Source organism: Parabacteroides sp. AT13 (assembly GCF_002272965.1).
Taxonomy (GTDB): Bacteria; Bacteroidota; Bacteroidia; order Bacteroidales; family Tannerellaceae; genus Parabacteroides; species Parabacteroides distasonis.
The window spans coordinates 2,228,162-2,243,123 of the sequence record NZ_NQMH01000001.1; the positions used below are offsets into that span (position 1 = coordinate 2,228,162).

Here is a 14,962-nt window from a genome sequence, read left to right on the forward strand (position 1 = left end):
ATCAGTAGCAGTATGAAACCGGAAGATTACATCACCCGTGAGGAGAAGTATGGTGCCCACAACTATCATCCCCTGCCGGTCGTTCTCAGAAGAGGCGAAGGCGTGTTCGTGTGGGACGTGGAAGGAAAACGTTATTTTGATTTCTTGTCCGGATATTCGGCGTTAAGCCAAGGACATTGCCATCCTAAGATCGTAAAGGCCCTGATGGAGCAAGCGGAGAGGCTTACGCTCGTGTCTCGTGCCTTTCATGCTGATATACTTGGTGAATACATGGAATTTACTTGCAAATTCTTCGGCTATGACAAACTTCTGCCGATGAATACGGGAGCCGAGGCGGTAGAGACGGCCTTGAAGCTTTGCCGTCGGTGGGGATATCGTCGGAAAGGGGTTGCCCCGGAACGTGCGAAGATCGTGGTTTGTAGCGAGAATTTCCATGGACGTACGATTACGATTATTTCCATGAGTACGGACCCTAGCTCATACGCCGATTTCGGTCCTTATACACCCGGGTTTATAAAGATACCCTATAATAATGTGGATGCGTTGGCCGAGGCCCTGAAAGATCCTGATGCAGTAGGCTTCTTGGTGGAACCGATCCAAGGTGAGGCTGGGGTAGTGGTGCCCGACGATGGTTATCTGCGGGCTTGCTATGATCTTTGTCATCAAAAGAATGTGTTGTTTATCGCGGACGAGATACAGACGGGTATCGGCCGTACCGGTAAGTTATTGGCTTGCGATTACGAGGGGATTCGTCCGGACATCTTGATCTTGGGAAAGGCGTTGTCCGGTGGGGTCAGTCCGGTCTCGGCGGTATTGGCGGACGATGAGATCATGCTTACGATCGCTCCGGGAGAGCACGGTTCTACGTATGGTGGAAATCCGTTGGCGGCGAAAGTCGCTATCGCAGCCTTGGAGGTGGTACGTGACGAGCATTTGTCGGAGAATGCGTTTAAGATGGGTGAGCTGTTCCGTGGTGAGATGGAGCGGATTAATAATCCTATGATAAAGAAAGTACGGGGTAAGGGCTTGCTGAACGCTGTCGTGACGGAACCTAAAGATGGGAAGACGGCATGGGACATCTGTTTGGCGTTGAAGGAAAACGGTTTGATAGCCAAGCCTACCCACGATCATATCATCCGCTTCACGCCTCCTTTGGTGATTACGGAGGAGCAAATGATGGAAGCGATTGGCATTATACGAGATACGTTCGCTAAATTCTAGTGTATGAAGATAAATGTAATAGGTGTTCCCTTGAATCTGGGATGTGACCGGGCTGGCGTAGAGCGTGCCCCGAACCACCTTCGGGAACGGGGATTGATGGGGGTGATCCGGAAGAACGGGCATAAAGCCTTTGACTTGGGTAATTTGTATGTACCCCCTGTTAGCGAGGCGGATAAGTTCGTACGGGGTAACAGCATGAAATATCTGGATGCGATCGTGGAGGTAAATACGAATCTGGCGGAGTTGGTTTATGATACATTGCGTGGAGGAGCGTTCCCCTTGGTGATTGGCGGGGATCATTCGCTGGGTTTAGGTAGCGCCTCGGGCGTGGGTAAATGTTATGATGATTTCGGTATTATCTGGCTGGACGCTCATGGGGATATCAATACCAGCGAGACTTCTCCCAGTGGTAATATCCACGGGATGCCTTTGAGTGCGTTGATGGGGATGGGAAGCGAGGAACTGGTGAATATCTACGCTCCCGGGAATAAGGTGAATCCGCAGAACGTATTCTTGGTCGGGACCCGCAGTCTGGATGAGGGCGAGTGGGATTTGATCGAGCGGGAGAAGCTGAGTGTCTATACGATGGAGACGATCCATCTGAAAGGCATCGGCTTCGTAGCTGAGGATATCAAGCGGAAATTGAAGGAACGGAAGATCCGCAACGTGCATTTCAGCATAGACGTGGATAGCATAGACCCCCGTTTCGCTCCGGGCACGGGAACCCGTGTGTGTGAGGGACTGATGCCGGATGAGTTTAATAACTTCGTGGATCATATGTTGTCTACGAATCTGGTTAAGTCGATGGATTTGGTAGAGCTGAATCCGGAGCTGGACGTGAACGAGCAGACCACAAACCTTTGTCTGCAGATCATCGATTATATTACCGCCCGTCTATAAGGAATCTAAATTCCATGGTTTATGATAAGAGTGTGAAAAGGAAGTCCCCTTGTTCCGGTTAAGACCGGATACGAGGGGACTTGAAAATACGATATGTCTATTGGTTTATTTCATTCTTCGGATATTGGCGTAATTGAAGCTATCGCTCAAGAAATCGTCCTCGCTGAATTTATAGCCTTGCGGTCCCCAGTTGCCCATAGCGAGCATGGCGATCATCTTCATCGGGTTGAAACCGCTCATATCGCCGCCGGCGGCCGCTAGAGGAACGGACTCCATCAGCTTGCGCATGGAATGTGGATAATTCTCGTTGATCACCATGTTGCGGTATAAGGCAAGGATTCCATCTCCTTGCTCCTTACGGTTCCAAGTCAGTATATATGTACCGTCGTTGGCTTCCGCCTTCGCTTGGAGATCGGGCAGTTTGGCGGAGTTGGCGTCCGCTATGATAAAGGTTACGAAACCTTCCTTGTCCACTTTAGGCATTTCTTTGTCGTAAATAGAGGCATACGAGTAGGTCTCGGCTGACCCGAGGCATATGGACCAGTATCGTACATCGGCGGTGGCGTATTCGCTTACGCTTTTAGGAGCCGTAGGAGGGATGAAACGGAAAGTTGCTACCTCCCCTTCGTTCAGTTTGATGCGGGCGAATAGGTATTCTGCCGGGCTGTTCGGGTACATTAGGCTCAGCGGGGCACGCATGAACGGGAGTTGCGGCAGGTCGGCGGAGAAATCCATCGGCGGCAAGTTCAACGATTCGTGGATGTTGCAGACCTCACGCTTCGGGAAATCTACTTCCTCACCTGTAGTCACGTTGAAAGCTTGGATAGCAGGCATGTCCACGCCGCCATACTCATCGCCGCTATATTGTTTCGCCAAGTAAAGACGCATGAAAATGGAGACCATATTGACATCCTCCGGGAACTCACATACGTTCTTCATCGAGGCACGTGCGCTGGCGGGGGTGTTAGCGGGAATGATGTAAATCGTATAGCCATTTGCTCCGTAGTCATCTGTTTCCTTTACATAAGGGTTGATGGAGCTGTCGTCGGGTTGGATATTTACGTCTTCAATGCTGGATACGTCTATTTGGGTCTCGTCGTTATAAACCGTGAAGTTGAAGAAGCGTGACTTCGGGAACTTTCCAGTCAAACGAAGGCCGATGTTTGGATTATCTTTGTAAGAATAGGTGTATTCCCAATAATCGGCATAGATATCAGGAAAGGCCAGTAGGGTTTGATTGTCGCCTCGAAGCGTCTTGCCCCATTGTTCCTTGGGTTCCGGGTTGTTGATTTGAGGGGTATTCTCATCATCGTCGTCGCAAGCGGTGAACATACCCACAGTAAGGGCTACCAACATTAAGTAAAAAATCTTCTTCATGATTCTGTTCGTTAATTAATCTGTTTGTTATTAAAATGAGAGCACAAAAGTATCTCATTTCCAATTAGGGTTGACCTATTGAAAATGAAATACCTTGGATAAGACCACAGAATCCTAGGAATGGAACAGCTAGAAGGGGTATCCGATAGCGAAGTGGTAACCCATGCCGTCCTTGAATTTCGGGATATTGTAATAGCCTTTCTTTCCGGTATCGTAAGGGAGATGCAGACCGATACCCACGTCGAAACGGATGACGATAAAGGTGAGGTCGTAACGCAGGCCGAAGCCGGTTCCCAAGGCTAGATCCTTGAGGAAGCTACCCCATTTCAGTTGTCCGCCGGGACGATCCGGATCGTTCCGGATCAGCCAGATGTTACCGCTGTCGAGGAAAGTGGCCCCATGCAGGTCGCCAAGGATCGGGAAGCGGTATTCGAGGTTGGCCTCGAATTTAAGATCACCCGTACGGTCGATGTAAGCGTATTTATTGTTATCGCTGTTTTGATAGTAGCGTCCGGGACCGATGCTGCGGATCGTAAAAGCACGGATGCTATTCGCTCCGCCGATGTAGAATTGCTCGTTATAAGGGGAGGTACGGGCGTTGCCGTAGCTATAAATAGCGCCGGCCATTAATCGGCCTACGAGATATTGCTTATGCCCGAGGGCGTAATTATAACGTATCTCGGCGGTTCCCTTGATGAATTGGGCGAAGGGGTTGCCGAGTAATTCCTTATCCTCTTTATTGAATTTCTTCCCGGCTAGCGCATAAATCCCATCCAAGACAAGGCCCGCTTGGGTAACGGATGCCTGCCACCAAAGATGGTTCCGGCGACTGGTAATCGGGGAATCATCATAGGTATAGGTATAGTTCATGGCCGGGATGAATTGATTTTGCAAACTCTTTTTTAGAGCCTTATTCACGTTGGTAATGCTGTCGAACTCGTGCGTGGTATGCTGGAGCAAGTTGAACGTCAGCTTGAAAGGGGTGATGGAATGATGAGACGTGGCAGTAGGCTGGAACTCATACGAGGCGTCACCACCGAATGCCAGCAACTTGAAGAAACGGGCTCGGTTCATCTGGTCCGCATAGAGGCGGAAGGTGGTGCTGGCCGGGAAATTCATGTCCCGTTTGCTGAATGTAGGGAACAATACCCGTGGGAAAGTCAGCGTGGTAGTCAAGCCTAACTCATAACTGTTGATCTTGGAGTTGCTACCATCCAGCTTGTTGCCGGTCTGCCATTCGTAAGAGCCGCGGAGTTTCACGCCGAAGGTCTCGCCCCCTCCGAAGACATTCCGTTTGGTCACGCTGAAAATGGCGCCCGGACCCACTTGGTCGTTGCTCTTGGCGGTAACGTTCAACTCGAGCTCGCCGTCCAATGGAAGATCGTAGACCGTATTGATCCGCAGATCCAGCGTATCTTGACGGCGCATGGTATCACGGGGGGAATATTGCAACTCGGCATAACGGAAGATACCCAAGCGGGACAGGGCGGTTTGCGTCCGTTCCTGCGCCCGCTGGTTGTAAAGTTCCCCCGGCTTGAAATATAAACGGTTGTAAATGACCGAGGGGCGAACCCTTAGCTTGCCCTCATAATGGATCGTAAGGTCCTTATAGCGGATCGAGTCCGTGGGAGTCTCATTCTGGTAACCGTTTAGCCAGACGGATATATCCCCGAGCTTCCAAGGGCGGAGGGCCGAGGGGGGCAGGCTTTCCTTCGGGGCCACCCGTAAGGCCACTTTCCCGGGGTTCAACAAGGTATCCGCTTGATAGGTGATGAAATCGGGACGGAAATAGTAATAGCCGTTGTTACGGAGCAAGGACGAGATGCGTTCCCGCTCGGCTTGCAACTGGACGACATTGAAATTCTCTCCTTTGTGGAGGATACGATCGCCGATCGTGGCATCGATCAATGAGTCGGCACGGTGACGGATATGGACGTATTGGATGCTGTCTAGCGTATACGGATCGTTCATGGTGACGCTATATTCCAGCTTCGCCTTCCGGGGATTCTTGGGATCGGGTACGACCTCGAAAGAGGTCTCTCCATTGAAATAACCGTATTCGTTCAATAGGTTCCGGGCTACCTTGACACGGACTTCCGGGTTCACGGTGGTGATCAGCACCGGTTTCGACGCCAGCTTGTTGAAGATCCACTTGCCGACCTTCCCTTTCTTGTTCACGAAAGCGTTGTAGACCCACAGGCCGAAGGGGAAGGGCACCCGGATCGAGGAGCTTCCCAGCAAGGCGTTGTTGGGGGGATAGGCTAGGGCGGCCTCGACCTCTTCCAAGGCGGCTTCGCCGGGTTTGGTCTTATCCTCGTTCTTCACCTCTATTTTCTTGATACCGGTATATAGGACCGCTCCCTCGGGAAGGTTCTTCGTGGTGGAGCAAGAGGTGAGTAAGAAGGCCAGCAGCCCGAGTAGCGCCAGCGACGATAGGATCGCTCTTTGGGTAGACACCCCCCCTCGCCCTGGGGAAGTATCCTTCCCTGCTTTGGGAAGGCATGTTTCCCTGCTCTGGGAAGGCATGTTTCCCTGCTCTAGGAGGGCATCCTTCCTAAAATATATTAAAACATTTTTCATATTCATTCCTTTTCTGTTTCCTCTTTCACTGGTTTCACTTTCGTTTTCTTGAAGTTGAATAGCTCCCTGAGATGCATCATTTTCTTGCGGAGCACGATACCGGCTCCGGTCTCCGTGATCTCGCCTTCCAGCAGGCTCTCGTAGTTCTTGTCGTGGAAAAGTTTGACGTAACGGGAGCCACTGCTGTCTAACCGATATTCTACGGATACGTTATCGATGAACGGCTGCGCCTGTCCATTGTTAATGTTCTCGCCGGTAGAGATACGGCCGCCTAGAACCACACGGATACGGTCATTATAGAATCGCTTGGCGAAGCGGAAGGAGTAGTCGGTACGGGTACCACCTCCGGCGTCGCCATTATCGTCGTACGTCTCCATGCCGAAGCTGATATCCACGGATTTCAAGGCACTTCCGGCGATGTTGTTGATCTCGCTTTGCAAGAAGCTGGTCAAGGCGTCTCCCATATTTACGTTCACCTTGCCGCCACCACCGCCTCCGCCGAGGTACATACCGGTCACGAGCATGCTGACAGCCAGCTTCGCCCGTTCCTCCGGGCCTTTCGAGGTCAGTTCCTCCTGCATCGCCATGTCTTCCGGGGCGGTGAGGGTAAATTGCAACCCTAGGTTCTCCAGTTGTTGGGTCAGTTCGATGCCTACGTCGAAATTCACCAAGCGGGGCGATGATTGCCCGGTTAGGGTGACGGACGTACGGACTCGCTCGGTAGCCGTAAGGTTCAAGGTCGGGTCCATGGGGTTGCCCGTCCATTGCACGTAGCTACCCTCTTGTACGTTGAACTCCTTCAATGGGATCACCGGGATGGAGTACTTGATGGTTCCCCCGGATAGCGTGTAGCGTCCGTTCAAGAACATATCGCCTTGCGGGGTATACTGGAAGGAAAGATCGCCGCCACCCTCCAGATTGATATGGTTGGACTGGTCGGGACTTAAATCCACGTTCGCTTGTACGGCGGGATCGATGTGGATCGTCATCAGCATGTCCATGCCTCCCATCGGCAACGGGGGTTTACGAGGCATGCGCCGGCGTAAGGTATCCGTGAAAGAGGTGAAGGTTACCATGTCCGACATACGGTCTTGCACGGTCAGCGGGGAGTCTTTCAGCACGTAGGTGATATTCGTCCCGCCCAATAATTGCAAGTCGCCTCGCATGGTCAAGGCATCCAACGGCCCGCGTACGGTAGAATTCAGGTTGACGAACAGCTTTCCGTAGACAAGGCTTTCTTCGTTTTTCTTAACGTTCAGCAGTTGCAAGTTATTCGCCGTTAGTTTAAGATTGGCGGTCATGCGGGATAAATTGTTGAAATCCACTTCTCCGTTGATGATAAACGGATTCTTGTTGTATGCGTAAATACCATATTGGTTGAACAAGATCCGGTTGTTCTTTATTTCTATCTTTTTATCGTCGAAACGGAAGGTAGAACCTGCGGCGCCTACATAAACGGAGGCGGTATCGAGAATCAGATATCCCTCGGCCATGGGTTTATCGCTTTGTCCGCTGATAGCGAGCGTACCATCGAGGTCTCCGCCCATTTTCGCCATATCATCCGGAATGAACGGGTTGGCGATATCCAAGGGGAAGTGCATGAACTCGACAGTACCGCTGATATGGTCGGTCTCGCCCATCTGGTATAAGGCGGTAATGGCACTCACCTCTTTCCGGTCCCGGAAAAGGTGCATATCCACTTGATGGTTCCCCTGCTCTAAAGGTAGATAGACTGCGTTGAACATGAGTTCGCCGACCCGCTCGTTCTCATAATACAGATCATCAATGTTCATATCCGCCACGACCATGAAGGCCGAGTCGGAAGGAGCGTACTGGAAATCGGCGTTCAATATACCTTTCATCGGCGGGATATAGCTGAATGCGTTGGAGATAATCCCAAGGTCGATCTGGTTCAACTCGGCGTGGACTTCCTCCATCTCGTCACTTTCCGCTTGGGAGTGTATCCACAAGGCGGCGTTATTATCTCCGCTGAGTCGCAGGTTCGCCTCGATATCCTTCATGCTGCGTACCACGACGTAATTATCCGGGTTCAGCTTGAAAGGGCGGAACGCTATGATCGGGTCATCGGGGAAGAGATGGAACTTGACCCCGTTCTGTATCTTATCGGCCCGGATTCCGAGCAACAAGCCGGTCTCGCCTTTCCCGTCCTTGAAATAAAGGCGGGCGTCGCCGAAGCCATAACGTATTTGCCCGTCCAGCCCGGCGCTGAAAGGTTGTTGCTGCCTGTATTTATTCTTGATCACTTGGGCGCTATAGAGTAATCCGAGCGAATCTTGGTGCATCTCTGCCCGGATGGTATCGATCTGCATCGTATCCCGTGCCAGATCGTAAATGGAGGCATCCATGCGTATACCCGTTTCCGGTGAGGTATAGGCGTTCATGGCGATGCTCTTGAAATCTACGTAATAGGTTTGGAGATAGTTGTAGATCGGATTGTCCTGTCCTGCCCGTACCTCGAGGTACATATCGGGGAGGAGCGGGCGAAGGATCTCCAGATTGACGGTCGAGTCCCGTTCCAATTGGAGGGTGATATCGTTCGATACCTTTGTCAACTTCTCCGTGATGTGGTGTATGCAATCATTACCCGTGAGGATGATCCCTAAATCCCCGGCGTGGAAAGAGACGCGGGTGGTATCGATATCCGTCCGGGCATGCAAGGTCAGCGTCTTCGGCTTGAAACTTTGTTTCGGGGTGACGACCTCCCAGTTACCCAGCGTAACGTCGATCGTGTTATCTTCATCCAGATTACTTTCCGCCTCGGCGAAGAGCTGGAAGGAGGTGGCGAAGGGATTTGCCATCAGGTGCATGCCGTATAGATCCGCGTTCTCCACGTCCGCTATCAGCATCGCCTTCACCTCGTGCTTGTGGAGGGTCGCGTTTAAGGAGACATCCATTTTCGCCAACGGGTATTTGCTAAGCAGATCCACTTTCAGTAAGTTCTTTTCCAGAGAGCCATCGATGGATACGTCTGATACCGATGAGGCGCCGTAGCGTATATCCGATATCTTACCGTCCAGTTTGGCCCATGTACGTTCAGAGAAAGGGTCTGTGCCCCGGCCTTCCGCCTTAACAGAGGCGGTCAGCCAAAATAGAGAGTCTTTGGGCATGAAATGAGTAGGTTCCAGACTGTCTATCCGTAAATTAGCCTCATAAGCCAGTTGCACCGGATGATAGCGGGCGGTCAGACCTACTTTGCCTTTATCTTGGGTAAGAACAAGCTCGGTGCGGTACTCCTGATTCGCAACTGTAGCTTCCCCCTTCAACTGAATTCCTGCCGGAATGGCAAATTGATCCCGTTGGGAGGCGGGAAGCATCGCCAGCAAAAAGTCCAGATTACCGGATCGAGCCTTTAACTGAATCTCACCGGTTCGCCGGATGCTATCCGTCACGGACTCCATGCTACCCGTGACGTTCATCTGAAACGCTCCCGGCAGCATGATATCGCCTTGTGTGATACGTATACTGGAGAGGTTGCCTTCTACGCCAGCCGTAATGGCGAGAGGCTTGTCCGGGTAGGCTTTCTTGAAATCCTCCGGTAGGGAACCTGCCGCTATCAATAAATCCTCTTTCCCCAACGAGGCGTTTAACAGGGCTTTCATGCTACCTTGCGGATGATCCTCGAGGGAGCTCCAAGGGATAGTCGCTGTCAATCTCACTTCGGAATTTGGTGTCTGGAGAAGTAGGTCCGGTACGTCTATCTGTTCATGGTCACTCCGGACATTTCCTGCCAATGCCGAAACCTTGAGGCCGGAACGTTCTTCCACGAAGAATTCCTTGATGTGGGCGTTTATTTCTTTTCCTTGATAGAAGATGGAATCGATAGAGGTGTTCAGGTTCGTTAAACGGATATGGGAGAAATCGAGTCCTTGCTCGGGTGCCGCGTAATTCCCGTCATAAGCGAATGTGGAATTCGTTATGTCAAAGTTTCTCGCCTTATATTGTTCCGCTCCAAGATCTACGAGGCCGTTATTTAGCCCGGCTTTATTAACGAAAGCCGTAAGGCGTAAGGAATCCGAGGGCATTTGTAGGGCGAAGGCTACCCGGTCCAAACTGATTTTATCCAGCTTGAGTACCCAGTTCAGAGGTGTGGAAGTCGTGTCTTCTTTCGAGGTTGAATCATTTAATAGAAGGGTAATGGCGGTATCGAATAAATCTATGGTATTAAATGTAGCTTTCTCCTCGGACAGGTCTATACGATCGGCGTGCAGGTAAAGCTTTCCCAAGAATCCTTTGATTTCCATACCTTCAATCATAGTCCCGGTGTTAACCTTTACGTTCCGGAGGTCGATCGCCTCTACCAATACTTGCTTCCGCAAAAGAGGAAGGGCACGAACCCGTACCGTCAAGCTCTGTAAACTCAACAAGGTATCGGCGGGAGGATTTACGACCTCGACACCCTTAACCGTAAGGTCTAACGGGAAAGATAGCCTAATCTGCTCGATCCCGATTTGCATACCAGTCGCTTTTCCTGCGTATTCGGTCGCTTTCCGTACCGCGAAGTTTTGGAAAGGAGGTATATATAGTAATATAGAGAGTAACAATACCAATGCGATCGGTATTAGGCATATCACTCCTATCCGTTTAATCCATACTCTCATGTTGATACGTTTCTCTTTTTCTTATTTGTTTATTTGCCTGTTTTTATGACGATCGCTCCGTTTGCGCCTCTTACCCCGTATTCACCGGCGTCTTTCAATACTTTTAATTCCGAGACATCTTCGACGGGAATCGTGTTTAGAACAGATAGGTCCATCGGTATACCGTCTACCACTACTAGCGGGTCACTAGGACTGTTTAGGGAAACACTCGCACGGATGCGTACGGAACCATCGGCGAATGTTATGCCACTCATCCTTCGTAGTAGGCAATAGAGATCCCGGCATCCGGTTTTCTGTATCTCTTCTTTATTCATAACGCTTGAGCTTACTATTTTGTTTCGTTCCCTTTCCATAATTTCTTTCAGGGCCTCATCCGGTTCAAAACTACGCTTTGCGTTGAATGTGCTATTCTCTAAAGTAATGGTTATATAATTGTATCCGTTGACTGGGACTTTGACTACATTTCTTGTTTTCTTAATAGTGACGAACAAGGTATCATTCAGGTTAGCCCCCGGGATGGTGAATACGCCATGTTTGTTCGTTTTCACGGTGATCGGATTCTGACTGCCTAGCGTGACCGGATAGCGTTTGATTATTTTATCGCTGATGTCACGCAATACACCGACTAAAGTATCATTCTGTGCCAAAAGTATTTGACTGCTGAATGATAAGATGATGATTGAAAGATAATGTATTGTTTTCATAGCTCAATCTTTTTAGCTAAACATAACACAAAGATAATATAATATTTCTTAAAGGCAGAGTTTTAGGGCAAATTCGTAATAGGTATTATTTTTACGTTTCTATGTGGTCTCATTTGTCGCTAAAATGAGATTACTATAAATGGAAATCATTACATTTGCCAAAATAAAATGAACGGTATGGAATTAGATTTAGCCTATTTGTGTAAGGAGGTTCGAGAAATAGCTCGTGCTTCTGCGACATTCTTAAAAGAAGAACGCCGAAAGTTTGACCGGAACTTAGTGGAGGAAAAAAGTGCTCATAACTATGTATCTTATGTGGATAAAGAATCGGAACGACAGATCATAGAGGCTTTGTCTACTTTGCTACCCGAGGCCGGTTTTATTGCGGAGGAAGGCTCTGGAAGTTTGACCGATGAGGAATATTGTTGGGTAATTGATCCATTGGACGGTACTTCAAACTATATTCATGATATCGCGCCTTATTGCGTGAGTATCGCTTTAAGAAATCGGAAGGAGTTATTGTTAGGAGTAGTCTATGAGGTGTGTAGGGACGAGTGTTTCTATGCAGTGAAAGGTGGTAAGGCTTACTTGGATGGGAATGAGATACATGTATCGGATGTCTCAGTACTGGATAACGCTTTCATTGCGTTGGGTTTCCCTTATAACTCTGATGCTTATCGTCCGGTAGCCGCTCATTTGGTTGATAGGTTGTATGGTTTTGCGGGAGGTACCCGTTTGATGGGATCTGCCGCCGCTGAACTGTGTTATGTGGCAGCAGGACGTTTTGATGCCCGTATAGAAGCCTATTTAGGCCCTTGGGACGTAGCCGCTGGTGCCTTGATTCTATTGCAGGCCGGAGGAAAAATATCAGATTTCAATGGAGGAGAGAACTGGGCTTCGGGTGAACAGGTAGTTGCCAGCAATGGCAAGGTTCACTCTCTTGTGTTGTCTTTGTTGCCCTAATACTAGAGTAATCCTGCGTATTCTAGTGCTTCTGTGTGTATTTAAAAGGTAAAAGAGTTTAAACTTACTTCTTATTTGCGGGGTGTTTGATCCGTTTTGATTTTCAAAACAGATGGAGGAATACAAATACCCGTAAATCCTTGTATGTGTCTAATTCAGTAAAAATCAAGACTTTTAGGATTAGAGATTTTACTTACATTTGTGGAAAATAAAAATGTTACAGAGTATGAAAAACAATCTATACGTCTTTTTTCTGTTCTTTATTACTGGACTAATGTCATGTAGCCATCACTCAGGTCTATATGAACATGCGGAAAAGATAATGTCCCAACATCCCGATAGCGTTTTAACATTGCTATCAACAATACAAGATGTAAATGATCTTTCAGAAAAGGATCGTGCTATGTACTATCTACTTTTGACAGAAGCTCAAAATAAAACTTATGTCAAACCTACTTCAGATTCATTGATTACAATAGCAGTTGAATTTTTTGATAAAACGGAAGATTGGGAAAGAAAAGCAAAAGCTTGGTATTATAAGGGAAGGGTAAATCAAGACTTAGGTGATGTGCTACATGCGCAAGATTATTATTTAAAAGTATTGCAAGAGGAGGATAAGATTGATGATAATGCTTTGTTAGGGCGTATTAACAATAGCATGGGAATGTTATATACCTACCAAGAGGTTTATGAAAGAGCTATTCCATATCAACAAAAAGCTTTAGAATACTTTGAAATAATGAATGATTCTATTGGACAATCATTTGTGTTAAGGGATATTGGACGTAATTTAACCGCATTAAATAAAATAGATAGTGCCATTATCTATTATGAGAAAGCTCTTTATAAATGTAACTTGAAAAATAAACCTTCAATATATAGGGAATTAGCCAATTTGTATATAGATATTGAAGATTATCCAAGAGGTTTTGATTATATTAAAATGGCATTGAGTTTTCCTCTGAAAAGTCCCTTATTGGAATCTTCTTATTTTGTTTTGGGAAAGTTTTATCAGAAAACGAATCAAATAGATTCTGCATATTACTATTTGAGATGTAGTGCAAAGAGTTCTAGGTTGCAAACACAGGCTGCTTCTTATTATCATTTGGCTCAGTTAGAGTTGTTCAATAGGAATTGGGAACGTTATGCAAGTAATCAAGTGAAATATGAGGCATTACGTGATTCGATAAGTTTAGTGAAGCAAACAGAGTCGATTAGGAGAATGGAAAATCTTTATGACTATCATAAGGCAGAAGCTAAACTTTTACATGCTGATATTTTGTTAAATAGATTAAAAGTTAGGAATTTGTCAATGTATTTGTTTGTGATTGTCTGTATTGTTGCGGTTGTTGTTATATCTATTTTAGGATATGTGCAAATAAAAAGAAAGAAATTACGATTACAAGAACATCGAGATATGTTAATCGCTTTAGAAAAAAAGCATAAAGAGGATCTGACTCGTATTAGTGAAAATGAAAAACTTATTGAGGAATTAGAGCGGTTGCTACAAGAATCATCTGTCGCTTATAATGAAAAAGAAAAAGAACTTATGACTTTGCAAAAACTAAAATTAGAGGTTGAAAATCAAAGTTTGAAATATGTTAAAACTGAAAGCCAATTATTAGTAGATAAGTTTCGGATGTCAGATATCTACTATAAGTTTCATATAAAAGAAGATTGGAGGCCCAAGGATGAAGATTGGAATGAACTGTTTACTGCTTTGGATGAGACTTATGATAAATTTACACGTCGTTTGATGAGTGTGTTTTCAAGGCTGACAACTACAGAATTGCGTGTTTGTTGTTTAGTCAAGGCTAATGTACCTCCTGTTACTATTGCAATGTTGATTGTGACAACCCCAACAAATGTGTCAATGATAAGAAAACGTCTTTATGAGAAAGTATACCCTCAAGAAAAAGGATCTTCTGAAAAGTTTGATCGGTTCATTAGAGAGTATTTATAGCAGTTGTGCATATTTTGTGCAATATGGATGATTGAATTAACGCTGATCTCGTTGTATGTTTGTTGCACAATTAATACACAATGTTATGAGAAATGTGAGTAGATTTACTTTTTGTGCAATTTTATTTGCTTTGTTTTTAATTCAACCAGTGTTGGGCGATATCATTCCAACAGAAGGTGCTTGGGATGATGAATATTATCGTTCCGTTAACACAAACCGTCCTCCAGTTGTATCAATCGAAGGAGACATCCTTTCCTTGAGCTTTGAAGATGCTTTATCAAACTTGACCGTATGTGTCATGAATGATAAAGGAGTGAAAGTCTATGAAGATGTTGTTTCTTCAGAGGCAGGTGGAACTTATTCTTTCTCTTTAGCGGGAGAAGTAAATGGCCAGTATCAGGTTGTGTTGTTACATCGGTTGGGACACTTGACCGGTAACTTTACCTTGGAATAAAAAATTAAGAGGTTTTGTAAGAAGAAAGAGCTGTTAAGTTTCTCGGTAAAATGGGAAGCACAGCTCTTTTTTATTTGGACAACTGTACCATATACGAATCTTTACTTGAATACGTAGCTATGTACATGCTTTACCGCTAAACGTATCATTAATCAGCCGGGAGCCATTCTGTTTATTGTAT

Annotated in this window: 9 protein-coding genes; 5 read left to right on the forward strand and 4 right to left on the reverse strand. The window is 47.0% G+C overall.

Features of this window, described 5'->3' with window-relative positions; translation table 11 throughout:
• Window positions 1–12 precede the first annotated feature (12 nt).
• Both rocD and rocF read left to right on the forward strand, forming a co-directional pair.
• The gene (gene rocD, locus CI959_RS09240; RefSeq protein WP_005861033.1) at window positions 13–1,221 is read left to right on the forward strand and encodes an ornithine--oxo-acid transaminase; all 1,209 of its coding nucleotides are present in this window, start codon (window positions 13–15) and stop codon (window positions 1,219–1,221) included.
• A 3-nt stretch (window positions 1,222–1,224) separates the two neighbouring features.
• Window positions 1,225–2,121, forward strand: coding sequence for an arginase (rocF, locus tag CI959_RS09245; RefSeq protein ID WP_005861034.1), 897 nt, complete (start codon window positions 1,225–1,227; stop codon window positions 2,119–2,121).
• A gap of 105 nt (window positions 2,122–2,226) precedes the next feature.
• On the opposite strand, the gene CI959_RS09250 is transcribed toward rocF, so the two are convergent.
• The 4 genes from CI959_RS09250 to CI959_RS09265 form a co-directional block, all read right to left on the reverse strand.
• Window positions 2,227–3,498: a hypothetical protein gene (locus CI959_RS09250; RefSeq protein WP_005861035.1), complete on the reverse strand. Its 1,272-nt coding sequence runs from the start codon at window positions 3,496–3,498 to the stop codon at window positions 2,227–2,229.
• A 129-nt stretch (window positions 3,499–3,627) separates the two neighbouring features.
• Complete coding sequence (locus CI959_RS09255; RefSeq protein ID WP_005861036.1) at window positions 3,628–6,078, reverse strand: BamA/TamA family outer membrane protein; 2,451 nt, start codon at window positions 6,076–6,078, stop codon at window positions 3,628–3,630.
• A gap of 2 nt (window positions 6,079–6,080) precedes the next feature.
• Window positions 6,081–10,697 (reverse strand): translocation/assembly module TamB domain-containing protein, encoded by a 4,617-nt coding sequence (locus CI959_RS09260; protein WP_095231437.1) that lies wholly within the window; start codon window positions 10,695–10,697, stop codon window positions 6,081–6,083.
• Window positions 10,698–10,726: 29 nt separating this feature from the next.
• The gene (locus CI959_RS09265; protein WP_008780639.1) at window positions 10,727–11,401 is read right to left on the reverse strand and encodes a TonB-dependent receptor; all 675 of its coding nucleotides are present in this window, start codon (window positions 11,399–11,401) and stop codon (window positions 10,727–10,729) included.
• A 177-nt stretch (window positions 11,402–11,578) separates the two neighbouring features.
• Here CI959_RS09265 and CI959_RS09270 point away from each other — a divergent pair, with 177 nt between their 5' ends.
• From CI959_RS09270 to CI959_RS09280, 3 genes are all read left to right on the forward strand, one after another.
• Window positions 11,579–12,364: an inositol monophosphatase family protein gene (locus tag CI959_RS09270; RefSeq protein ID WP_009276425.1), complete on the forward strand. Its 786-nt coding sequence runs from the start codon at window positions 11,579–11,581 to the stop codon at window positions 12,362–12,364.
• A gap of 226 nt (window positions 12,365–12,590) precedes the next feature.
• Window positions 12,591–14,327 carry a tetratricopeptide repeat protein gene (locus CI959_RS09275; protein WP_057316912.1) on the forward strand — a complete coding sequence of 579 codons (1,737 nt, stop codon included), beginning with the start codon at window positions 12,591–12,593 and terminating at the stop codon, window positions 14,325–14,327.
• 85 nt (window positions 14,328–14,412) lie between these two features.
• A complete protein-coding gene (locus CI959_RS09280; protein ID WP_057316881.1) occupies window positions 14,413–14,781 on the forward strand; it encodes a DUF3244 domain-containing protein in 369 nt (122 codons plus the stop codon).
• Window positions 14,782–14,962 lie beyond the last annotated feature (181 nt).

Excerpts from the sequence above, each read along its gene's own strand:
- rocD (WP_005861033.1), top strand. The coding sequence starts at position 13 with ATGAAACCGGAAGATTACATCACCCGTGAGGAGAAGTATGGTGCCCAC.
- rocF (WP_005861034.1), top strand. The coding sequence starts at position 1,225 with ATGAAGATAAATGTAATAGGTGTTCCCTTGAATCTGGGATGTGACCGG.
- CI959_RS09250 (WP_005861035.1), bottom strand. The coding sequence starts at position 3,498 with ATGAAGAAGATTTTTTACTTAATGTTGGTAGCCCTTACTGTGGGTATG.
- CI959_RS09255 (WP_005861036.1), bottom strand. The coding sequence starts at position 6,078 with ATGAAAAATGTTTTAATATATTTTAGGAAGGATGCCCTCCTAGAGCAG.
- CI959_RS09260 (WP_095231437.1), bottom strand. The coding sequence starts at position 10,697 with ATGAGAGTATGGATTAAACGGATAGGAGTGATATGCCTAATACCGATC.
- CI959_RS09265 (WP_008780639.1), bottom strand. The coding sequence starts at position 11,401 with ATGAAAACAATACATTATCTTTCAATCATCATCTTATCATTCAGCAGT.
- CI959_RS09270 (WP_009276425.1), top strand. The coding sequence starts at position 11,579 with ATGGAATTAGATTTAGCCTATTTGTGTAAGGAGGTTCGAGAAATAGCT.
- CI959_RS09275 (WP_057316912.1), top strand. The coding sequence starts at position 12,591 with ATGAAAAACAATCTATACGTCTTTTTTCTGTTCTTTATTACTGGACTA.
- CI959_RS09280 (WP_057316881.1), top strand. The coding sequence starts at position 14,413 with ATGAGAAATGTGAGTAGATTTACTTTTTGTGCAATTTTATTTGCTTTG.